21 protein-coding genes and 1 pseudogene are annotated in these 21,324 nt (G+C 69.9%); 13 read left to right on the top strand and 9 right to left on the bottom strand.

Annotation, left to right across the window (positions count from 1 at the left end):
- Window positions 1–160 precede the first annotated feature (160 nt).
- Window positions 161–601, bottom strand: a complete 441-nt coding sequence (mce, locus tag ACIBLC_RS17685; protein WP_399211867.1) for a methylmalonyl-CoA epimerase — start codon at window positions 599–601, stop codon at window positions 161–163.
- 178 nt (window positions 602–779) lie between these two features.
- On the opposite strand from mce, the gene ACIBLC_RS17680 reads away from it, so the two are divergent.
- The gene (locus ACIBLC_RS17680; protein ID WP_399211865.1) at window positions 780–1,982 is read left to right on the top strand and encodes an acetyl-CoA C-acetyltransferase; all 1,203 of its coding nucleotides are present in this window, start codon (window positions 780–782) and stop codon (window positions 1,980–1,982) included.
- Window positions 1,983–2,021: 39 nt separating this feature from the next.
- A complete protein-coding gene (gene meaB, locus ACIBLC_RS17675) occupies window positions 2,022–2,978 on the top strand; it encodes a methylmalonyl Co-A mutase-associated GTPase MeaB (protein ID WP_399211864.1) in 957 nt (318 codons plus the stop codon).
- Between the two features lie 294 nt (window positions 2,979–3,272).
- Here meaB and ACIBLC_RS17670 read toward each other — a convergent pair whose 3' ends face one another.
- A complete protein-coding gene (locus ACIBLC_RS17670; protein WP_399212208.1) occupies window positions 3,273–3,482 on the bottom strand; it encodes a hypothetical protein in 210 nt (69 codons plus the stop codon).
- On the opposite strand from ACIBLC_RS17670, the pseudogene ACIBLC_RS17665 reads away from it, so the two are divergent.
- Window positions 3,409–4,723, top strand: a pseudogene (locus tag ACIBLC_RS17665) (MFS transporter). The gene ACIBLC_RS17670 and the pseudogene ACIBLC_RS17665 sit on opposite strands and share 74 nt — an antisense overlap.
- A 33-nt stretch (window positions 4,724–4,756) precedes the next feature.
- Here ACIBLC_RS17665 and ACIBLC_RS17660 read toward each other — a convergent pair.
- Window positions 4,757–5,410, bottom strand: coding sequence for a PepSY domain-containing protein (locus ACIBLC_RS17660; RefSeq protein ID WP_399211863.1), 654 nt, complete (start codon window positions 5,408–5,410; stop codon window positions 4,757–4,759).
- Between the two features lie 134 nt (window positions 5,411–5,544).
- On the opposite strand from ACIBLC_RS17660, the gene ACIBLC_RS17655 reads away from it, so the two are divergent.
- Both ACIBLC_RS17655 and ACIBLC_RS17650 read left to right on the top strand, forming a co-directional pair.
- Complete coding sequence (locus tag ACIBLC_RS17655; RefSeq protein ID WP_399211862.1) at window positions 5,545–6,207, top strand: response regulator transcription factor; 663 nt, start codon at window positions 5,545–5,547, stop codon at window positions 6,205–6,207.
- Complete coding sequence (locus ACIBLC_RS17650) at window positions 6,204–7,619, top strand: ATP-binding protein (RefSeq protein ID WP_399211861.1); 1,416 nt, start codon at window positions 6,204–6,206, stop codon at window positions 7,617–7,619. Before ACIBLC_RS17655 ends, ACIBLC_RS17650 begins: the two co-directional genes overlap by 4 nt.
- A gap of 120 nt (window positions 7,620–7,739) precedes the next feature.
- Here ACIBLC_RS17650 and ACIBLC_RS17645 read toward each other — a convergent pair whose 3' ends face one another.
- The 4 genes from ACIBLC_RS17645 to ACIBLC_RS17630 all read right to left on the bottom strand — a co-directional run bounded on the left by ACIBLC_RS17645 (window position 7,740) and on the right by ACIBLC_RS17630 (window position 10,387).
- Window positions 7,740–8,216 carry a MarR family winged helix-turn-helix transcriptional regulator gene (locus ACIBLC_RS17645; protein WP_399211860.1) on the bottom strand — a complete coding sequence of 159 codons (477 nt, stop codon included), beginning with the start codon at window positions 8,214–8,216 and terminating at the stop codon, window positions 7,740–7,742.
- 92 nt (window positions 8,217–8,308) lie between these two features.
- A complete protein-coding gene (locus ACIBLC_RS17640) occupies window positions 8,309–9,106 on the bottom strand; it encodes an AIM24 family protein (RefSeq protein WP_399211859.1) in 798 nt (265 codons plus the stop codon).
- Window positions 9,103–9,753, bottom strand: a complete 651-nt coding sequence (locus ACIBLC_RS17635; protein ID WP_399211858.1) for an AIM24 family protein — start codon at window positions 9,751–9,753, stop codon at window positions 9,103–9,105. Before ACIBLC_RS17635 ends, ACIBLC_RS17640 begins: the two co-directional genes overlap by 4 nt.
- Window position 9,754: 1 nt before the next feature.
- Window positions 9,755–10,387 carry an AIM24 family protein gene (locus tag ACIBLC_RS17630; protein WP_399212192.1) on the bottom strand — a complete coding sequence of 211 codons (633 nt, stop codon included), beginning with the start codon at window positions 10,385–10,387 and terminating at the stop codon, window positions 9,755–9,757.
- 193 nt (window positions 10,388–10,580) lie between these two features.
- Here ACIBLC_RS17630 and ACIBLC_RS17625 point away from each other — a divergent pair, with 193 nt between their 5' ends.
- From ACIBLC_RS17625 to ACIBLC_RS17610, 4 genes are all read left to right on the top strand, one after another.
- Window positions 10,581–10,928, top strand: coding sequence for a DUF3817 domain-containing protein (locus ACIBLC_RS17625; protein ID WP_399211857.1), 348 nt, complete (start codon window positions 10,581–10,583; stop codon window positions 10,926–10,928).
- The gene (locus ACIBLC_RS17620) at window positions 10,925–11,218 is read left to right on the top strand and encodes an MTH1187 family thiamine-binding protein (RefSeq protein WP_399211856.1); all 294 of its coding nucleotides are present in this window, start codon (window positions 10,925–10,927) and stop codon (window positions 11,216–11,218) included. The genes ACIBLC_RS17625 and ACIBLC_RS17620 overlap by 4 nt, the downstream gene beginning before the upstream one ends.
- A 170-nt stretch (window positions 11,219–11,388) precedes the next feature.
- Window positions 11,389–13,176 carry a glycosyltransferase family 2 protein gene (locus ACIBLC_RS17615; RefSeq protein ID WP_399211855.1) on the top strand — a complete coding sequence of 596 codons (1,788 nt, stop codon included), beginning with the start codon at window positions 11,389–11,391 and terminating at the stop codon, window positions 13,174–13,176.
- A 3-nt stretch (window positions 13,177–13,179) separates the two neighbouring features.
- Entirely contained in the window at window positions 13,180–15,135 is a 1,956-nt protein-coding gene (locus ACIBLC_RS17610; protein WP_399211854.1) for a galactose oxidase-like domain-containing protein, read from the top strand.
- A gap of 9 nt (window positions 15,136–15,144) precedes the next feature.
- Here the strand turns inward: ACIBLC_RS17610 and ACIBLC_RS17605 are convergent, their stop codons facing one another.
- Window positions 15,145–16,149 carry a glycoside hydrolase family 6 protein gene (locus tag ACIBLC_RS17605; protein ID WP_399211853.1) on the bottom strand — a complete coding sequence of 335 codons (1,005 nt, stop codon included), beginning with the start codon at window positions 16,147–16,149 and terminating at the stop codon, window positions 15,145–15,147.
- 225 nt (window positions 16,150–16,374) lie between these two features.
- Here ACIBLC_RS17605 and ACIBLC_RS17600 point away from each other — a divergent pair, with 225 nt between their 5' ends.
- From ACIBLC_RS17600 to ACIBLC_RS17590, 3 genes are all read left to right on the top strand, one after another.
- Complete coding sequence (locus ACIBLC_RS17600) at window positions 16,375–16,884, top strand: MarR family winged helix-turn-helix transcriptional regulator (RefSeq protein ID WP_399211852.1); 510 nt, start codon at window positions 16,375–16,377, stop codon at window positions 16,882–16,884.
- Between the two features lie 43 nt (window positions 16,885–16,927).
- On the top strand, window positions 16,928–17,266 hold the full coding sequence (locus ACIBLC_RS17595) for a DUF3817 domain-containing protein (RefSeq protein ID WP_399211851.1): 339 nt from the start codon (window positions 16,928–16,930) through the stop codon (window positions 17,264–17,266).
- A gap of 107 nt (window positions 17,267–17,373) precedes the next feature.
- Window positions 17,374–19,074, top strand: a complete 1,701-nt coding sequence (locus tag ACIBLC_RS17590) for a methylmalonyl-CoA mutase (RefSeq protein WP_399211850.1) — start codon at window positions 17,374–17,376, stop codon at window positions 19,072–19,074.
- Between the two features lie 116 nt (window positions 19,075–19,190).
- On the opposite strand, the gene ACIBLC_RS17585 is transcribed toward ACIBLC_RS17590, so the two are convergent.
- Complete coding sequence (locus ACIBLC_RS17585; RefSeq protein WP_399211849.1) at window positions 19,191–19,811, bottom strand: TetR/AcrR family transcriptional regulator; 621 nt, start codon at window positions 19,809–19,811, stop codon at window positions 19,191–19,193.
- A 257-nt stretch (window positions 19,812–20,068) separates the two neighbouring features.
- Here ACIBLC_RS17585 and ACIBLC_RS17580 point away from each other — a divergent pair, with 257 nt between their 5' ends.
- Window positions 20,069–21,055 carry a tetratricopeptide repeat protein gene (locus ACIBLC_RS17580; protein ID WP_399211848.1) on the top strand — a complete coding sequence of 329 codons (987 nt, stop codon included), beginning with the start codon at window positions 20,069–20,071 and terminating at the stop codon, window positions 21,053–21,055.
- The last annotated feature ends 269 nt before the right edge of the window (window positions 21,056–21,324 follow it).

Here is a 21,324-nt window from a genome sequence, read left to right as displayed (position 1 = left end):
TGTCAGATCACCGGCGGAGCGCGGGCCGCTGCCCCGATGCTCGTCCCGCCCGTCCCCCGAAAACCTGGACCCCGGCCCTCGAATCCCCTCAACAAGGATCCGGGCCGCCCCGAAGAGGCGACGGCCGTCCCCCAACCCTACCGGCCCATATGTACGAGGGTCAGTGCTCAGGTGACTCAACTGGCGCCGAAGTGACCAGTTCTGTCAGGACACCATGGCAATCCTTTGGATGCAGGAACGTGATCCGGGAGCCCATCGACCCGCGTCGGGGCTCGTCATACAGCACTCGTACGCCTTTGTCCCTGATGTCCGCCGCGTCGGCGTCGACGTCCGCCGTGCCGAAGGCGATGTGATGGACACCCTCGCCGTTCTTGGCCAGCCACTTCCCGACGGCGGAGTCCTCGCGGGTGGGTTCGAGCAGCTGGAGATAGGAGGCGCCGCCGTCGGACGTCTCGTTGATCTTGAGCATGGCCTCCCGGACGCCCTGCTCCTCGTTGACCTCGGAGTGGAAGACCTCGAAGCCGTACGTGGCCCGGTAGAACTCGACGGTCCGGTCAAGGTCGAAACAGGCGATCCCGATGTGGTCGATTCGCGTCAGCATGGAGTCAGTGCAGCGCTCCTGAGGTGGTTACGCAACGTGCGCGCGATCACACTCCGGGCCGGATGACGCGTGGCCTACCGCTCAGTACATTCAGGTACACCCTCATCTGGGGGGATCCCCTCAAGACCCCCCAACTCGTTCACTCCTCAGCTGTGCAGCTGAAAGGGGATCGCACCTCATGTCTGGAACGAACAGCAGTACCTCGGTGATCGTCGCGGGCGCCCGGACGCCCATGGGACGGTTGCTGGGCTCGCTGAAGTCCTTCTCCGGCGCCGACCTCGGCGGCTTCGCGATCAAGGCCGCCCTCGACCGTGCGGGAATCGGTGGCGACCAGGTGCAGTACGTGATCATGGGCCAGGTGCTCCAGGCCGGGGCAGGGCAGATCCCGGCACGCCAGGCCGCGGTCAGGGCGGGCATCCCGATGAGCGTCCCGGCGCTCACCATCAACAAGGTGTGCCTCTCGGGCCTCGACGCCATCGCGCTCGCCGATCAGCTCATCCGTGCAGGTGAGTTCGAGATCGTCGTCGCGGGCGGCCAGGAATCCATGACGAACGCGCCCCACCTCCTCCCGAAGTCCCGCGAAGGCCACAAGTACGGCGCGATCGAGATGCTCGACGCCATGGCGCACGACGGCCTGACCGACGCCTTCGAGAACATCGCCATGGGCGAGTCGACGGAGAAGCACAACACCCGGCTCGGCATCGCCCGTCCCGAGCAGGACGAGATCGCCGCCCTCTCGCACCAGCGCGCGGCCGCCGCCCAGAAGGACGGCATCTTCGAGGCGGAGATCACGCCGGTCGAGATCCCGCAGCGCAAGGGCGAGCCCGTCGTCTTCAGCCAGGACGAGGGCATCCGCGCCGAGACGACCGCCCAGTCGCTGGGCAAGCTCCGTCCCGCCTTCACCAGGGACGGCACGATCACGGCCGGCTCGGCGTCCCAGATCTCGGACGGCGCCGCCGCGGTCGTCGTCATGAGCAAGGCGAAGGCACAGGAGCTGGGCCTCGAGTGGATCGCCGAGATCGGCGCCCACGGGAACGTCGCGGGGCCGGACAACTCGCTCCAGTCGCAGCCGTCCAACGCCATCCGGCACGCCCTGACGAAGGAGGGCCTGGAGGTCTCCGACCTCGACCTGATCGAGATCAACGAAGCCTTCGCCGCGGTCGCCGTGCAGTCAATGAAGGACCTCGGGGTGTCCACCGACAAGGTGAACGTCAACGGCGGAGCCATCGCCCTGGGTCACCCGATCGGGATGTCCGGCGCCCGGCTCGTCCTGCACCTTGCCCTGGAGCTGAAGCGGCGGGGCGGCGGTGTGGGCGCCGCCGCGCTCTGCGGCGGCGGCGGGCAGGGTGACGCGCTGATCGTGCGGGTACCCAGGGGCTGACACCTTCCGCCTTTTCGTACGACCCCGAACGGAGCTGTGATGCAGGACGTCCCCACGCTGGTGGCCCAGGCCAGGGAAGGCCGGCCGCGGGCCGTGGCCCGGCTGATCTCCCTGGTGGAGGGGGCGTCCGAGCAGCTCCGCGAGGTCATGGCGGCGCTGGCACCGCTCGCCGGGAACGCGTACGTCGTCGGTCTCACGGGGTCGCCCGGCGTGGGCAAGTCGACATCCACTTCGGCGCTCGTGACGGCGTACCGGCGGCAGGGCAGGCGGGTCGGCGTCCTCGCCGTCGACCCGTCCTCGCCGTTCTCCGGAGGCGCCCTGCTCGGCGACCGCGTGCGGATGTCCGAGCACGCCTCCGACCCCGGCGTCTTCATCCGCTCCATGGCGACCCGGGGCCACCTCGGGGGACTCGCCTGGGCGGCCCCCCAGGCGATCCGCGTCCTGGACGCGGCGGGCTGCGACGTGATCCTCGTCGAGACGGTCGGCGTCGGCCAGTCCGAGGTCGAGATCGCGTCCCAGGCCGACACCTCGGTCGTCCTCCTCGCCCCCGGCATGGGCGACGGCATCCAGGCGGCCAAGGCGGGCATCCTCGAGATCGGCGACGTGTACGTCGTCAACAAGGCCGACCGGGACGGGGCCGACGCGACGGCCCGCGAACTGAACCACATGCTCAGCCTCGGGGAGTCCCGCGGGCCCGGGGAGTGGCGTCCGCCGATCGTCAAGACCGTCGCCGCGCGGGGCGAGGGGATCGACGAGGTCGTCGAGGCTCTGGAGAAGCACCGCGCGTGGATGGAGGAGCGCGGGGTGCTCATCGAGCGGCGCCGCGCCCGGGCGTCCCACGAGGTCGAGACCATCGCCGTCACCGCGCTCCGGCAACGCATCGGCGACCTGCACGGCGACCGCCGCCTCAGCGCACTCGCCGAGCGGATCGTCGCGGGCGAGCTGGATCCCTACCGGGCGGCGGATTCGCTGGTGGAGGGCCTGAGGGAGGCGTAGTGAAGGGTTTCTCGCCCCCTCCGCCCCTTCCCATTTCCGTCCCTCGGGGGCTCCGCCCCCGAACCCCCGCTCCTCAAACGCCGGAGGGCTGAAAGTTTTCAGCCCGTCCGGCGTTTGAGGACGAGCGCGCAGCGCGATGAACGGGACGGGAAGGGGCGGAGGGGGCGAAGAAACGTCTCCCTGGCCAACTTCCAGGACCCGCTGTTAAGTTGGGCCGCATGTTCCTCCTCATGGCATAGGGCGGGCCGAGGCCCGCGACACCGTCGCGGCACCCCCGTGCCCCCTATCGCCCTCTCACCGAGGAACATCCATGTCCGCGAAAACCTCGCGGCGGCCTTCGTACGCCGCCGTCCTCCGCATCCCCCACGCCCGCCGAACCTTCACCGCCGCCCTCGTCGGCAGGCTGTCGTACGGCATGGTCTCCCTGGCCATCCTGCTGACAGTGACCCGGGCGACCGGGTCGTACGCCGTGGCCGGCACGGTCCTGGCGCTGTTCGGCGCCATGAGCGTGTTCCTGTCGCCCGCGAGGGCGGCCCTGATCGACCGGTACGGCCCCCGCCGTGCCCTCCTCCCCATGGCGTCGCTCTACGCGGCACTGCTCGGCACCTTCGCGGCGACCGCCTGGCGCCCGGGAGCACCGACGGTGGTACTCGGCGCGCTGGCCGTGGCCGCGGGCGCCTGTACGCCACCGCTGGGTCCCACGATGCGCGCCGTCTGGGGCGAGGTCGTCGAGGACCGGCTGCTGTTGCAGCGGGCGTACAGCCTGGACGGCGTGGCGGAGGAGATCCTCTTCGTCTCCGGGCCACTGCTGGTGGGCGGTGTGCTGCGGTTCGCGTCCCCGGCCGCCGCGGTCGCGCTCAGCGCGGTGCTGGTGTGGACCGGCACCGTCGCGTTCGTCCTGTCGCCGGTCGTGGGGGGGGGGCGGCCCCCCCCCCCCCGGGCCCCCCCCCCCCCCGGCCCGCGGCGCGGCGGCCCCCCCCCCCCCCCCCCCCGCCGCGGCCCCGCGGGGGGGGGGCGCGCCCCGGGCCGGGGGGGGGGCGCCCGGGGGGGGGGGGGGGGCGCCCGCCCCGGGGGGGGGCGGCGGGGCGGGGGGGGGGGGGGGCGCCCCCCCCCCCACGGCGAGGTCCCGGCGCTCCCGGGGCCGGCTGCGCGGCGGCCGCGCCCTCGCACAGCCCGTCGTCGTCGCGGCGGGTGTCGGGCTCGCGCTGGGCGCCGTGGACCTGCTGGTGATCGCCTTCGCGGAGCAGCGCCGGTACGGCGACGACGTGGTGGCCTGGGTGCTCGCCGCCCTGTCCGCGGGCAGCGCGCTGGGCGGTCTGCTGAACGGCGCCGTCGACTGGCGTACGTCCGCACGGACACGGCTGCCGCTGATGGCCGGCGGCGTGGGACTCGCTCTGCTGGCCGCCGCGTCGGCGCCGGGCCTCGGCACCCTGACGGTCGCCGTGGCCTGTGCCGGCTTCTTCGTGGCCCCGGCGCTGACCACGTCCTACCTGATCGCGGACGAGTCGGCGCTCCCCGGTTTCCGCACCCAGGCGGGCGCCTGGGTCAACACCGCCGTGAACGCCGGGAGTTCGGCCGGCGCCGCCGGGGTGGGCCTGCTGGTGGGCCGGCTGTCCCTGGGGTGGTGCTTCGTGGTCTCGGGCTCAGTGGCGCTCGCCGCGGCCCTGGTCTCCGCGAGCGGCGTACGCCGCCCGCCGGCCTCGCCGGGAACCCCCGCTCAGGCGGAGGCTCCCAGCCGGGTCTGACCGTCCGCTCCGACCGTCCGCGGCGCGGTGGCCTCAGTCGTCGTCCGACGAGCGGTCCGGGGTGACCTGGGCCGTGCGGAGGCCGACCAGCCAGTCGTGTCCCGTGCCGTTCCGCGCCCGGGTCTCGGCCTCCCACGCGGGGGAGCCGGCGTCCTCGTCCAGCTCGATCGAGGTGACCGTGCCCTGCGCCGCGGCGGCTTCCGCGGCCTCGGCGGCGGAGGTGGAGCTGCCCTCCAGGGCGGCCCGGACCCGGGCGGTGTCGTCGGCGTCCTCGCGCTCCGTGCGGGAGGAGAGGACCTTGCCCGTGCCGGGGTCGACGTGGACGCTGTGCCAGCTGCCCGCGCTGTCGAGGATGCCGATGTCCCAGGTCACGACGTCGGCGCCGGTGTCGTCGTCCGCGTCGTCCTCGTCGTCCAGTTCCGCGGAGACCGCGGTCCCCGGCGTGTGGCGCAGGGCTGCGGTGAGCGCGTCCGCCGCCGTCGTCTTCGGGGACTTCACCTCGGTGACGTCGTCGTCCTGACCGTCCTCGTCATCGAGTACGTCGTCGTCCCGGACCTCGGACGCCGCCCGCTCGCCCGACCGCGGCGTCGGCGCCCCGTCGTCATCCGTGACCGCGAGGGCCGTCGCCGTGCCACCCCCGACCAGGGCCGCGGCAGCGATGGTGGCGATGACGATGTTGCGCTTCATGGGTTTCCTCCCGAGTTGAACCCGTACGACGCGATGCGGCGCCGTTCGACGGGGACCAAACTGCGCGACGGACGCTGAAGGCAGGCTGAAGCCGCCTGAAGCCTTCTTCAGGTTCGGTTTGCGACGCTGTTCCCATGCGCCTGTTGATCGTGGAGGACGAGAAGCGGCTGGCCCTGTCGCTCGCCAGGGGCCTGATGGCCGAGGGTTACGCCGTGGACGTCGTCCACGACGGGCTCGAAGGGCTGCACCGGGCCGGTGAGGGGACGTACGACCTCGTCGTCCTCGACATCATGCTGCCCGGCATGAACGGCTACCGCGTGTGCTCCGCCCTCCGCGCCGCCGGCCACGAGGTACCGATCCTGATGCTCACCGCGAAGGACGGCGAGTACGACGAGGCCGAGGGGCTCGACACCGGCGCCGACGACTACCTGACCAAGCCGTTCTCGTACGTGGTGCTGGTGGCGCGGGTGAAGGCGTTGCTGAGGCGGCGCGGGCAGGCCGGTGCCTCGCCCGTGCGGGTGGTCGGCGACCTGAAGGTCGACACCGCCGCGCGGCGCGTCTTCCGCGGCGAGGACGAAGTCACGCTGACGGCAAAGGAGTTCGCGGTCCTCGAACAGCTCGTGGTGCGCGCCGGGGAGGTCGTCTCCAAGGCCGACATCCTCGACCACGTCTGGGACTTCGCGTACGACGGGGATCCGAACATCGTCGAGGTGTACGTCAGCACACTGCGCCGGAAGCTGGGCGCCGCCCTCATCCGGACGGTTCGCGGCGCCGGTTACCGCCTGGAGTCGCGATGAGCCGCCTCTTCGGGTCCGTGCGGGCGCGGGCCACGCTGGGGGCGACCCTGGTCGTCGCTGTCGCGCTGCTCGCCGCCGGGGCCGCGGTGACGCTGTCCCTGCGGTCCAACCTGAGCGGGGAGGCCAGTACGCAGGCCGAGCGGGCCGCCCGGTCGGTCGCCGCCGATCTCGCGGGCGGGCAGGCCTACGACCGGTTGTCGCTGGACGACGACGACCGTCCGGTCCAGATCGTCGACGAGGAAGGGACGCTGGTCGCCGCGAGCGAGGAGCTGGAGCGGATCAGCGGGACGGGGGTCGGCGCCGTACGGCCACAGGCCCCCGCGACCGGTGACGGCGACGGCGACGGTCCTGATGACGACGGCGGGGACGACGAGTCCCTCGAACCCGGCGAGATCGGCGAGGAGACGGCCTTCAGCGATGGCTCCGCCACCATCGACGGGGACGCGGAGGACTACCGGTTCGCCGCGGTCACGGTGGAGGTGCCGGGCAAGGGCACGCTCACCGTGCATGCCGGGGCGCCGCTGGCCGCCGAACAGAGCGCCGTACGCACCGCGCTGACCGTCATGCTGATCGGATTCCCGCTGCTCCTCGTCGTGGTGGCCGGGGTCACCTGGTGGGTCACCCGGCGTGCGCTGCGGCCCGTCGAGGGCATCCGGAGCGAGATGGCCGCCATCACGGCCTCCGAGGATCTGGCGCGGCGCGTCCCCGTGCCGGACACGCACGACGAGGTCGCCGGACTGGCGCGCACGACCAACGAGACGCTGGCCGCGCTCGAACAGTCCGTCGAAAGGCAGCGGCGGTTCGTCGCCGACGCCTCGCACGAACTGCGCAGCCCCATCGCCTCGCTCCGCACCCAGCTCGAAGTGGGCGCCGCGCACCCGGAACTGCTCGATGTGGCGGGGGCCGTCGCGGACACCGTACGACTCCAGCGGCTCGCCGCCGATCTGCTGCTGCTCGCTCGGCTGGACGCGGGGGAGAGGCCCGCGGACACGCGCTTCGACCTCGGGGCGGTCGTACGGGAGGAAGCGGCCGGCCGGGCCGGGGTGACGGCCGAAGCCCCGGTGGTCGAGGTGACCGGCTCCCGGGGACAGCTGGCGAGAGTGCTCGGCAACCTGCTGGACAACGCTCAGCGGCACGCACGGGAGCGGGTCGCGGTGAGCGTGCGTACGGAAGGAGGGTGGGCCGTTCTCCGGGTCGGCGACGACGGGGCGGGCGTCCCGCCCGAGGAACGCGAGCGCGTCTTCGAGCGGTTCGTACGACTCGACGACGCCCGCAGCCGCGACGACGGCGGGGCCGGCCTCGGCCTCGCCATCGCGCGAGATGTGGCGGTAAGACACGGAGGAACACTCACCGTCGGAGAAGCACCTGGAGGGGGCGCACTCTTCGAACTCAGGCTGCCTGGTGCCCCCTGAGGGGCGCGGGGAACTACGCGACCAGCCACAGCGGACCCGCAGCTACCAGCGGACCCGCAGCCACAACGGACCCGACGTCAAAGCCGGCCCGCAGTCAAAGTCGGCCTACCCAGCGGAGCGCTACGGCTTGCCGCGCTGCCCCCGCAGATGGTCCGCGATCGGCGTCAGCGTCTTGTGGAGCTCCTCCAGCGCCTCCGGCGAGAGCAGGTCCATGAAGTGCCGGCGGACGGATGCCACATGGTGCGGTGCGACCTTCCGCATCGTCTCCATGCCGTGGTCGGTGAGGACCGCGTACAGCCCCCGGCGGTCGGACTCGCAGTTCTCCCGGCGCACCAGGTCCGCGTTCTCCATGCGGGTGATCTGGTGCGAGAGACGGCTCTTGGACTGGAGGGTGGCGGACGCGAGGTCACTCATTCGCATGCGTACACCCTCCGACTCGGAGAGGTTCACGAGGATCTCGTAGTCGTTCATGGTCAGGCCGAACGGTTGCAGGTCCCTCTCGAGCTGGTAGGTCAACAGCCTGTTGACCTCCAGCTGGGTGCGCCAGGCACACTGCTCCGCATTGGTCAGCCAGCGCGTGGCCGTCTCGGTCTCCATAAGTGAAGTCTACCTAAAATGTTGAAAGGCGAACTACTGAGGGTGGTGTGACTACGCGCACGCGTTCGATGTCACACTCCGCAGACTACCGCTCACAGCCCGAAGCGACGCTGGAGGTCTCCCAGCTGTCCGGGAAGGCGTGGTGCGCCGGGCTGCTGTCCGTGCTGGCCGGGCACCCCGCCCCCGCCGGGTACTCCGGCCTGTTGCGGGACCGCCCCCGTGGCCTGCTCGGCCATCAGGGTCTCGGTGGACTGGAGCAGTACCGTGCCGGCCCCCACGAACTCGAACTGATGCTCCTCGCCGGAGGCCCCGCCGATGCCCGTCATCGCACGTAGACCGCCCATTACGCCTGTCATGTACCCGTGGTCGTAGTGGTGGCAGGGGGAGGGGCAGTCGGCCCAGCCGACCAGGGCCTGCGGGTCCACCCGAATCGGGGGTTCCATGAACACCACCGGGCCGTTGGACGCGGCCACGAACTTGCCCGTTCCGATGAGAGTCAGGAAGCCCGGCACGATCGACTGCTTGAGCGCGAGAGTTGGCTGAAAAGCGAGGAGGTTGCCTGAGCGAATGGTCAGGTTGCCGTTCTCCAGATCGTACGAATTCACGTCGAAGGCCCGGTCGGCGAGCAGCATCTTGCCCGAGCCCTCGGCCACGACCCAGTCGCTCGCGTGCAGAGGCGAATGGAACGACGTACGGACAAGTCGGTCGAGCCGGCCGTGTCCGACGCCGTTGAAGTCGATCGACCCGTAGTAGGCGATCATCTTGCCCTTCTGGAGGAACCACTGGCTCCCCTTGAGCTCCACGCAGAAGGTGTAGTTGTTGACGTTGTCGTCGACCGGCAGCGTCATCGGGTCGTGGACGACCGGCCCCGAAGCCCCGTATCCGCTCACAGCTTCTCCTCCGAGGCCTGGACGTACACCGCGCCGTTACCGCTCAGCTCCAACTGGAAGGCCTCGCCCGAGCCGCGGCCCACCATGTCGCGCCAGCCGAGCGCGGTGGACAGTTTGTTGCGGACGTCGCCGTGGTGGGCGACATACGCCTGCGGGTCGACGTGGACCGGGCGCTGCGGGGTGATCGGGATCTCGAAAACGCCTCCGTGGGCCATCACGGCGACCGCGCCGTGCCCCTTGAGGGTGGTCGTGAAGAGTCCCTGGCCGCTCACCTGACCGCGCACCATGCCCATCACCCCGCCCTGCGAGCCCATGAACATCGTGCCCTGCTGGAGCGCGCCGTCGAAGGCGAGCAGGCGGTCCGCCTCGACGTAGAGGGTCTCGCCGGTGAGGCTGATCACCTGGATGTGGTGGCCGCCGTGCCCGAAGAGCACCGTGCCGGAGCCCTCGACGGTCATCAGCGGGGTGGTCTCGTTCGCCAGGCGGCGGCCCAGCATGGACATCACACCGCCCTGGCCGCCCTGGATGTTGGGCGTGAAGGAGACATCGCCCTTGTAGGCGAGCATCGCCCCGCGCTGACTGAACATCCGCTGGCCGGGCAGCACGGTGGCCTCGACCATCTTCGAGTTGATCTCACGGAAGGGCATGTCACACGTCCCCCGCGATCGTGTTCCGTTCGCTGGGCTGTACGTAGACCAGGCCGTCGCCCTCGAAGCGGATCTGGAAGGCCTCACCGCCGCCCTCGCCCATGAACGTGCGGAAGGTCACACCGGACTGGAAGGACTGCCGCACATTGCCCTGATGCGCGATGTACGCCCCCGGGTCGACGGTCAGCGGATACTGCGAACTCACCCGCAGCACCACCGCCGGGCCGGCGGACATGATCGCCGCCTGTCCGTGGCCCTCGACGGTCGTCGTGAACAGACCGTTGCCCTGCGTGGCACCGCGCATGCCGGTGAACGTCGTGCCCGTACGCAGTCCGGCGTCCGTCACGAGCAGGTTGCTCGACTCGACGTACAGCTTGTCCCCCTGGAGATTCACGAGGTTGATCTCGGAAGCCCGGTCCGCGAACCAGCAGGTCCCGTGCCCCTTCACCTCCATCACCGTCATCTGCTCACCGGTGAGCCGCCGGGTCACCATCCCCCGTACGCCCTCACCGCCGCCGCTCATCTTCTTGAAGGCCACCTGACCGTCGTACGCCACCATGGAGCCGTTCTTCGCCTTCACGGCATCCCCGGTCATGTCGACGGCCAGCACCTTGCTGCCTTGCAGTCGGAACATCGCCACGTGGTGAAGGTAGCCGCCGGGTACGGTCCGCCAAAAGGGCCTACGGGTGGATCTCATCCCTGATCGGTCCCCTAGGGGGCTCATGGCTCCCGCCGTCCGGCCGGGTGCCACAATGGGCCGAACGCTTGTGCCTGGATTCACAAAGCGACATTCCCGCCGAAAGCGCATCTCTCACCGAAGGTGACCCGTGGACATAAAGACCGCCAGCGCCCTCCGCCGCCTCCGTCTGGTCTCGGCCCCGGAGGCGATCTCCTTCCTCCTCCTGCTCGTCTGCTCGGTGCTGAAGCGGACCACGGACTTCAACGCGGTGCCCGTGATGGGCGCGGTCCACGGCCTCCTCTTCGTCCTGTACGTGATCTTCTGGGCGGACGCCTGGAGCCGCGCCAAGTGGAGCCTGGGCACCGGTCTTCTCTACTTCGTCCTCTCGGTCCTGCCCACCGGCGGCTTCTTCGCCGAGCGCAAGCTCAGGCACGAGGCCGAGAGCGCGGTCATCGCCTCCCGCGCCCGGCGCGAGGGAGTGGTGGAGACGTCATGATCGTCGCCTTCTCCGTGACACCGCTGGGTGTCGGCGACGACGTGGGGGAGTACGTCGCCGACGCCGTCCGGGTCGTCCGCGAATCGGGGCTGCCCAACCGCACCGACGCGATGTTCACCTCGATCGAGGGCGACTGGGACGAGGTGATGGCCGTGGTCAAGCGCGCCGTCGCCGTCGTCGAGGAGCGCGCCCCGCGCGTCTCTGTCGTCCTGAAGGCGGACATCCGCCCCGGCGTGACGGACGGTCTGACATCGAAGGTGGAGACGGTGGAACGCCACCTGTCCGCCTGAGCCCCGTCCGACGAAACCCCGGTCCCGGTGGGCCGGGGTTTCGTCGTGTCCGGTCACCGGCGCCGATTACCCCTTCGGACGCGCCCAGTTCGACACGCCACCAAATCTCCACTTGTGTATGGGTATCGGCTTGTTCGATCACCGGACTAGTTCACTCACTGGAGGGCGCTGTGCGGCCCGAGGGCTACGACTACGACACCTACAGCCGTCTCGCCGGGCCGCTGACGCAGCCGTCCGGTCCGGCGTACCAGGTGCAGTACACCAAGCTCATCTCGAAAGAGCCGCACCGAATACGCGCTGTCCTGCTGATGACCTTCGCGCCGATCCTCACCGGCGTACTCCTCGTCTACCTGGTGTGGCCGAGCCACTGGGTGGAGCGCGAAGGCGGCGCACGCTGGCTGGTCGGCCTCGACATCGCGATGCTCATAGCCATCGGCCTGATCGAGCTGTTCATGGTCGTCAACGTGATCAGCATCGCGCACGCCACCATGGTGGCCCGGGACCCGATACCCGTAGTGCCGCAGGAGGGGACGCGGGTCGCCTTCCTCACCACGTACGTCCCCGGCAAGGAACCCCTCGCCATGCTCCGCGCCACCCTGGAGGGCGCCGTCCGGATCACCCACACCGGACCCCTGGACGTCTGGCTCCTCGACGAGGGCGACGACGAACAGGCCAAGGCCCTCTGCGCGGAACTCGGCGTCCGGCACTTCACCCGGTTCGGAGTCCCGGAGTGGAACCGCGACAAGGGTGTCCACAAGGCCCGTACCAAACACGGCAACTACAACGCGTGGATCGCGATGCACGGCGCGGAGTACGAGTTCTTCGCCTCCGTCGACACCGACCACGTGCCGCTCGCCAACTTCCTCGAGCGGATGATGGGTTACTTCCGGGACCCGGACGTGGCGTTCGTCGTCGGGCCGCAGGTCTACGGCAACTACGAGAACCCCGTCACCAAGGCAGCCGAGTCCCAGCAGTTCCTCTTCCACGCGCTGATCCAGCGCGCCGGCAACTGCTACCGCGCGCCCATGTTCGTCGGCACCAACAACGTCGTCCGCATCGCGGCCCTCCGTCAGGTCGGCGGCCTGTACGACTCCATCACCGAGGACATGGCCACCGGGTTCGAGCTGCACCGGCACCGGAACCCGGGGACCGGCAGGCACTGGCGTTCCGTCTACACCCCGGACGTGCTCGCCGTCGGTGAGGGGCCCGCCTCCTGGACGGACTTCTTCACCCAGCAGATGCGCTGGTCGAGGGGGACGTACGAGACGCTGTTCAAGCAGTTCTGGAAGGCGCCGTTCACGATGCCTCCCGGCCGCCTCTTCTCGTACACGATGATGCTTGTCTACTACCCGATGACGGCCGTCAACTGGCTGCTGGGCATCTTGAGTTGCTTCCTCTTCCTGTGGTTCGGCGCTTCCGGCACGCAGGTCGCCGCCTCCGTCTGGCTGATGCTCTACAGCGACGCGGCCGCCCTGCAGATCGGGCTCTACCTCTGGAACCGGCGGCACAACGTCTCCCCGCACGAACCCGAAGGGTCCGGCGGCCTCGCGGGAATGGCGATGTCGGCGCTCTCCGCGCCCATCTACCTCAAGTCGTTCGGCGAGGCACTGATCCGCCGCCCCAGCCGCTTCGTGGTCACGCCCAAGGGCGGCGAGGCCAACCCCGACCGGCTGCTGACCTTCCGTATCCACCTCACCTGGGCGGCACTCCTCGGTGTCTCGCTCGCCGCGTCGGTCGTCCTCGACCACACCCATGTGGCCATGCGCACCTGGGCGTTGCTGGCCATGGCCATCTCGCTGGCCCCGGTCGGAGTGTGGCTCTCCACGCTGCTCAGGGAACGCCGGGCACGTCAGGTGCCGCACACGACGGCCGCACGGATCGCCGAGGCCGTCGAGCCCGCACTCGCGACCAGTGGCAGCGCCACCACGGTCACCAGCTCCACGACAGGAGGTAACTAGGCCATGGCCTACCAGCCCTCGCAGAAGACGAAGAAGACCATGCTGGGCATCGGCGGGATCGTCGTACTCGCCGGCCTCAACGCGCCCGCCGCCGTCGGCTTCGCCAGCGAGACGTACTACGAGTACAAGATCGCGCAGCCCGGCTACAAGGCGAAGTACGGCTCCTGGAACCACCTCGACATCCCCGACGACTACCGCACCAACGCCATCCACGCGGCCCTGCTGCACACCGGCAAGGTGCTGATCGTCGCGGGATCGGGGAACGAGAAGCGGAAGTTCGACAAGGGCTCGTTCGACACCGTGCTCTGGGATCCGGCGACCGACACCTTCAAGAAGATCGCCACCCCCGACGACTTCTTCTGCTCGGGGCACGCCCAACTCCCCAGCGGCAGGATGCTGGTGGCCGGCGGCACCGCCCGCTACGAGCTGCTCGAGAGCGAGGTCGAGCGGGCCGGCGGCGGCATGCGCGTCAAGAACGAGAACCCCGACAGGGCGGTGTACCTGAAGAAGGGCACCCGCTTCCGCTCGCCCGCGGGTGTCGAGTACGTCAGCAAGGTCGACGTCAGGATCCCCAAGGCCAAGCGCACTCAGCAGGTCACGTACAACAGGGCGGGTGTCATGCAGCCCTGGAAGACGAAGGTCACGGCGAGCGAGGCCCGCGTCTTCGTGGAGGCCACCGAGGACGGCCCGACCTCGGCCACCGACAAGCAGGCCCAGTACGAGATCGTCGGTCTGAAGGGCGAGGACGCCAACAACACGTACGGCCTCTCCGAGAAGATCACCCTGGACAAGCAGGACTTCCAGGGGATCAGGGCCGCCTACGAGTTCGACCCCAAGGCCGAGAAGTACATCCCCGTCGATCCCATGCAGAAGGCCCGCTGGTACCCGACGCTCGTCGGGCTCGACGACGGGCGGGTCCTCGCGGTCTCCGGCCTCGACGACGTCGGCATGATCGACCCCGGCGACAACGAGATCTACGACCCGAAGACCAAGAAGTGGACGCCGGGGCCCAAGCGTTACTTCCCCACGTATCCCGCGCTCTTCCTCACCAAGGGCGGCAAGCTCTTCTACCCGGCGTCCAACGCCGGTTACGGGCCTGCCGAGATGGGCCGCGAGCCCGGCATCTGGGACCTGAAGACCAACAAGTTCGAGAAGGTCCCCGGGCTGCGGGACCCGGACGAGACGGAGACCTCCGCCTCCCTGCTGCTGCCGCCCGCGCAGGACCAGAAGGTGATGATCCTCGGCGGCGGAGGCGTCGGCGAGTCCAAGAAGTCGACCCCGCGCACCGCCGTCGTCGACCTGAAGAAGGGCAGCCCCGCCTTCGAGGACGGGCCCAACCTCCCCCAGGGAACCCGGTATCTGAACAGCGTGATCATGCCGGACGACTCGGTGTTCACCACCAACGGTTCCGAGGACTACCGCGGCCGCAGCGCCAGCAACATCCTCAAGGCGCAGTTCTACGACCCCAAGGCCAACGCCTTCCACGAGGCCGCCTCCCCGAAAGTCGGCCGCAACTACCACTCCGAGGCCCTGCTGCTGCCCGACGGCCGCGTCGCCACCTTCGGGTCCGACCCGCTCTTCGACGACCAGCAGAACACCAAGCTCGGCCACTTCGAGCAGCGCATGGAGATCTTCACCCCGCCCGCCCTGCACAGGAACAGCGAGAACCGCCCGGTGCTCGGCGACGGCCCGGAGGCTCTCGACAGCAAGCGGCGCGCGACCTTCGCCACCGAGCATCCGGAGCGGGTGGTCAAGGCCCGGCTGATGCGCCCGAGCGCGGTCACGCACACGACGGACGTCGAGCAGCGCTCCATCGAACTCGGCCTCAGCAAGACCGGGAACTCGGTCACCGTGGAGGTACCGGGCGACCGGGCGCTGGTGCCGCCGGGCTGGTACATGCTGTTCGTGACGGACGGGGAGGGAACGCCGTCGGTGGCCAAGTGGATTCAGGTCGAGTGAACTGGCCTGCTATGCCTTGGAGTTGCGTGCCAGCCCCAGGGCGTAGTCCGGCCACCACTGCCCCGCCGCCGGTCCGCCGCGGCACTCACCGTCCGACTCCCCGGGCCGCTTGATCCACAGATAGGCGTCGAGGGCGGACTCGCCGGTCTCGGTGGTCGGTCTGGTTCCCAGTGCCCGGCCGGGCGGGTTGCACCAGGCCTCGCCCCGGTCACCGCTCAGTGGCCCGTTGCCGTTGCGGCTGCTGTCGATCACGAAGTGCTTGCCGCCGAGGTCCCGCGAGAGCTCGACGCCGTACTTCTTGGTCACCGCGTCCGTCTGGAAGTTGGAGACGTTCAGGGAGAAGCCGTCGGCACCGGCGATCCCGGCACGGCGCAGCGGTTCGACGAGCTTCCCGGGCTCCTCGATCCAGGCGGGGTTGCCGGCGTCGAGGTACACCTTGGTGTTGGGCTGCTGCTTCAGCCGGACGATCGCCTCCGAGAGCAACTGCTCGCGCTCCGCGTGGTATTCGCCAGGTGTGCACCCGTCCACGATGTGCGCGACGGCGTCGGGTTCGAGGATCACCAGGGCCTTGCTGTCGGCCAGCGCGTCCGCGAACCTCCCGATCCACGTCCGGTAGGCGCTCGCGTCGTCCGCCCCGCCCGCCGAGTGCTGCCCGCAGTCGCGGTGCGGAATGTCGTACGCGACGAACAGCGTCGTCCGCCCGTCCTGCGCGGCCGCCGAGGTCGCCGCCCTGATGATCGACCCCGGGTCTTCGCCCGCGGGCCACAGCGCGGCCGGCTGGTCGGCGATCCGCTTCAGCAACTCGGCGTCCGCCGTGCGGCCCTGTCTGTTCCACAGCTCGATCTGCTGGGCGGCCGGACTGGCGGGGTCGACCCAGAAGGGGGACCGGGCGGGTGCCCCGTCCCCGGGTGCGCGCCGGACGACGGAGGCCTCGTCGACGCCTGGCGCGGACGAGCAGCCCATCGCGAGCCCGAGCGCCGCGAGTGCCGCGAAGGTACGGATCAGCCGGGACATCCTGCCCCCTTGGGCGAAGGTGACCATCAGTGACAATTCATCCGCAATCGTTACACAGAGCTCTTAATCGACATGGATGCGACACCGGGGCGGCGCGGTCCGCCCGTCGGTCACGGGGCCGGTCGCAGGCGTGGCCGGATCGTGTTCCGCCCGGCGATCCGGGGCCGCGGACCGATACGCGAGACAGGGCTGACCGCGATGTGACCGGCCGGTAAGGTCTTTGGCGTGTCCAAGCCGCTCAGCCTTGCATTTGATCCCATCGCCCGTGCCGACGAGCACTGGAGGCAACGATGGGGATCGGTCCCGTCCATGGCGGCGATCACCTCGATCATGCGCGCGCACCAGATCCTGCTCGCCGAGGTGGACTCGGTGGTCAGGCCCTACGGGCTGACGTTCGCCCGGTACGAGGCGCTGGTGCTGCTCACGTTCTCCAAGGCGGGCGAGCTGCCGATGTCCAAGATCGGCGAGCGGCTCATGGTGCATCCGACGTCCGTGACGAACACCGTGGACCGGCTGGTGAGGTCAGGGCTGGTCGACAAGCGCCCCAACCCCAATGACGGGCGCGGCACGCTCGCCTCCATCACCGACAAGGGCCGCGAGGTCTGCGACGCGGCCACCCAGGACCTGATGGCGATGGACTTCGGACTCGGCGCGTACGACGCCGAGGAGTGCGGGGAGATCTTCGCGATGCTGCGGCCGCTGCGGGTCGCCGCGCGGGACTTCGACCAGGACTGACCCGGGGCAAGATCGCCCGGAGTGCGTGGTTAGGCTCGTACGTATGAAAAAGAGCGTGCTGACCCGCTACCGGGTGATGGCCTACGTCACCGGTGTGCTGCTGGTCCTGCTGTGCCTGTGCATGATCGCCAAGTATGTGCTCGACATCGACGGAGCGGCCGACGCCACCCGTGTCGTGTCCATCGCGCACGGCTGGCTGTACGTCGTGTACCTGATCTTCGCCTTCGACCTGGGTTCCAAGGCGAAGTGGCCGGTCGGCAAGCAGCTGTGGGTACTGCTCGCGGGGACCGTCCCGACGGCCGCGTTCTTCGTGGAGCGCCGCATCTCGCGCGAGCTCGAGGGCCGCATCGCGGACGACTCTCCCGTGGTCGCCAAGGCGTGAGCGCGTCACCCCTCGCCGCGTCACTCGTGTAACACCTGCCGCCGTACGGGCAACGTACGGCGGTGAGCCATCGACTTTTACTAGGACGTCCTAGTAAATTCGAAGGTATGGACGCTGACGCCATCGAAGAGGGCCGCCGACGCTGGCAGGCCCGGTACGACGCCGCGCGTAAGCGCGAGGCGGACTTCACCACGCTCTCCGGCGATCCCGTGGAGCCGGTGTACGGGCCCCGGCCGGGAGACACGTACGAGGGCTTCGAGCGGATCGGCTGGCCGGGGGAGTACCCCTTCACCCGAGGTCTCCACCCGACCGGCTACCGAGGGCGCACGTGGACCATCCGGCAGTTCGCCGGGTTCGGGAACGCGGAACAGACCAACGAGCGCTACAAGATGATCCTCGCCAACGGTGGCGGGGGCCTGTCCGTGGCCTTCGACATGCCCACCCTCATGGGGCGTGACTCCGACGACCCGCGCTCGCTCGGCGAGGTCGGGCACTGCGGGGTGGCGATCGACTCGGCGGCCGACATGGAGGTTCTCTTCCAGGGCATTCCGCTCGGCGACGTCACGACCTCGATGACGATCAGTGGTCCGGCGGTCCCGGTCTTCTGTATGTACCTGGTCGCGGCCGAGCGGCAGGGTGTCGATCCGGGGCTGCTCAACGGCACGCTCCAGACCGACATCTTCAAGGAGTACATCGCGCAGAAGGAGTGGCTCTTCCAGCCCGAGCCGCACCTGCGCCTCATCGGGGACCTGATGGAGCACTGCGCGTCCAGGATCCCCGCGTACAAGCCGCTCTCCGTCTCCGGTTATCACATCCGGGAGGCCGGCTCCACGGCCGCGCAGGAGCTGGCCTACACGCTCGCCGACGGATTCGGTTACGTCGAACTGGGCCTGTCCCGCGGCCTCGACGTGGACGTCTTCGCGCCTGGCCTGAGCTTCTTCTTCGACGCGCACCTCGACTTCTTCGAGGAGATCGCCAAGTTCCGCGCGGCACGCCGGATCTGGGCCCGCTGGATGCGCGACGTGTACGGCGCCACCTCCGACAAGGCGCAGTGGCTCCGCTTCCACACGCAGACGGCGGGGGTCTCGCTGACCGCGCAGCAGCCGTACAACAACGTGGTCCGTACGGCGGTGGAGGCGCTGTCGGCGGTCCTGGGCGGCACGAACTCGCTGCACACGAACGCCCTGGACGAGACGCTGGCGCTCCCCTCGCAGCAGGCCGCGGAGATCGCCCTGCGCACGCAGCAGGTGCTGATGGAGGAGACCGGCGTCGCCAACGTGGCCGACCCGCTGGGCGGTTCCTGGTACGTCGAGCAGCTCACCGACCGGATCGAGGCCGACGCGGAGAAGATCTTCGAGGAGATCAGGGAGCGGGGGCTGCGCGCGCATCCCGACAGCCGGCACCCGATCGGCCCGATGACGTCCGGGATCCTGCGGGGCATCGAGGACGGCTGGTTCACCGGCGAGATCGCCGAGTCGGCGTTCCAGTACCAGCGTTCGCTGGAGAAGGGCGACAAGCGGGTCGTGGGCGTCAACGTCCACCACGGGTCCGTCACTGGCGACCTGGAGATCCTGCGGGTCAGCCACGAGGTGGAGCGGGACCAGGTGCGGATCCTGGGCTCCCGCAGGACCGCCCGCGACGAGCCCGCCGTACGCGCCGCGCTGGCCGCCATGCTCGCGGCGGCCCGGGACGGGTCCAACATGATCGAGCCGATGCTGGACGCGGTGCGGGCCGAGGCGACATTGGGCGAGATCTGCGACGTGCTGCGGGACGAGTGGGGGACGTATACGGAGCCGCCGGGGTTCTGAGTGACGCGCGCTACCGGCAACAGGCCACGGCCGCTCCCGGCGTCGATCACCGGCGCGGGGAGCGGCTCTGCCGTGTGCGTGCCCCACGGCAGAGCCGTGCCCCTGTCGTGCTCCGGCTACGCCGAAGCACCCGCCAGGCCGAGCAGCAGTACCCGGGCGAGGGAGGCAGCCCATTCCGGGTCCACGGGTTCCGCGCTGACCAGGGTGCGGTGCACCACCGCGCCCGCCACCACGTCGAAGATGAGGTCGACCGTGCGGGCCGCCGTCGCCGGGTCGGTCTCCGGCGGGAGTTCGCCGCGGAGCTGGGCTCGGGTGCGGCCCTCCAGGACCAAGCGCTTCTGGCGGTCGACGATGGACGTGCGGATGCGTTCGCGCAGGGGCTCGTCGCGGGTCGACTCCGCGACCACCGCCATCAGGGCCGTCTTCGCCTCGGGGCGGCTCAGGATCGCCGCGAACTGGAGGACCACGCCCTCGATGTCGGCGGCGAGGCTGCCGCGGTCGGGGAGTTCGAGTTCGTCGAAGAGCTCGGCGACCGCGTCGACCACGAGCTCGTTCTTGCCCGCCCAGCGGCGGTAGAGCGTCGTCTTCGCGACCCCGGCGCGGGTCGCGACGTCTCCCAACGTCAGCTTCGACCAGCCCAGTTCGACCAGTACCGCCCGCGTCGCCTCCAGGATCGCGGCGTCCGCGGCGGCGCTGCGCGGGCGCCCCGTACGGGCGGCTGAAGTGCGACTCTGCATGTCAGTGACCATATCCGGCCGGTCGGCGTGGCTGTATACGACGGTTCTGTGAAGCCGTGAGGGAGATCACCGGGGTAGGGCGGACACCGGGGCCCGCGGACAGTTACGCTACGACCCGTAGCGAAAGCTCAGACGCGGCGACAACCGCACTGGCGTCAGGTGGGGACCCGGCGCACGGCAGTACCCGATCAGGACATCACCGGTCCGGCTTTCCCAACGCTTTTCACGCGCGCGCACGGAGGGGGGAAGATGTACTCATGCAGCCACGGAACATGTCCATGAGCGGAGTCGTCGACCTCGCCGCGGTGAAGGCGGCCCAGGAGGCCAAGGCGAAGGCGGAGCAGGCGCGCGCCGAAGCGGCCAGGCAGGGTGGCGGGGGCGGAAGCGGGGGCGTCTCCCCGGCCAGCCTTGTCATCGACGCAGACGAGGCGGGCTTCGAGCGCGATGTCCTCCAGCGCTCCACCGAGGTCCCGGTCGTCATCGACTTCTGGGCCGAGTGGTGCGAGCCGTGCAAGCAGCTCAGCCCGGTGCTCGAGCGGCTGGCCGTCGAGTACAACGGACGCTTCGTCCTTGCCAAGGTCGACGTCGACGCCAACCAGATGCTGATGCAGCAGTTCGGGATCCAGGGGATTCCGGCCGTCTTCGCGGTGGTCGCCGGGCAGGCGCTGCCGCTCTTCCAGGGAGCGGCGGGCGAGGCCCAGATCCGCCAGACCCTGGACCAGCTCGTGCAGGTCGCCGAGGAGCGCTTCGGGCTGACCGGCCTGGTCGTCGACCCGGACGCCGAGCCCGGGAGCGCCCCCGTCGAGGCCGCCGAGGCGCCGGCCGGACCGCACGACGCCCTCCTCGAAGCCGCCGTACAGGCCCTGGACGCGGGCGACTTCGGCGGAGCCGTACAGGCGTACAAGAACGTGCTGAGTGACGACCCGGGCAACACCGAGGCCAAGCTGGGCCTCGCGCAGGCCGAGTTGCTCCAGCGGGTGGCGGGCGCCGATCCGCAGCAGGTGCGCAAGGACGCCGCGGAGAGGCCGGGTGACGCGCAGGCGCAGATCGCCGCCGCCGACCTGGACCTGGTGGGCGGCCATGTCGAGGACGCTTTCGGGCGGCTCACCGACACCGTGCGGCGCACGGCGGGTGACGACCGGGATGCCGTACGGGTGCGGCTGCTGGAGCTCTTCGAGGTGGTCGGCGCCGATGACCCGCGGGTGATCGCGGCGCGCAGGGCGCTGGCGCGGGCGCTGTTCTGACCAGCACTTGGACCGGTCCGTTGACCTGTCGTTAAACGCCTGTGCACGTGATGCCCGGGTGAAAGATGTGCCGCAGGGGAGAGAAGTGGCCGCGCTTTACCAAAACTTGGTAAACGCGGCCGCTGTTACTTGGAGTAAGTCGAGGGCGTTGATCTGTCGGATTCTGTCCGAGGATCAACCAGTCTGTCACCCGCCTTCGCGCCACCCTGCGTTGCCGACGGATACCGACGGGTCGTTGTTCGGTTATCCGCCCGTTACTAGCGAGTAAC

Source organism: Streptomyces sp. NPDC050535, assembly GCF_044457665.1.
Taxonomy (GTDB): Bacteria; Actinomycetota; Actinomycetes; order Streptomycetales; family Streptomycetaceae; genus Streptomyces.
The sequence above is the reverse complement of the archived record's forward strand: the minus strand, read 5'-3'. Positions and strand labels throughout refer to the sequence as shown.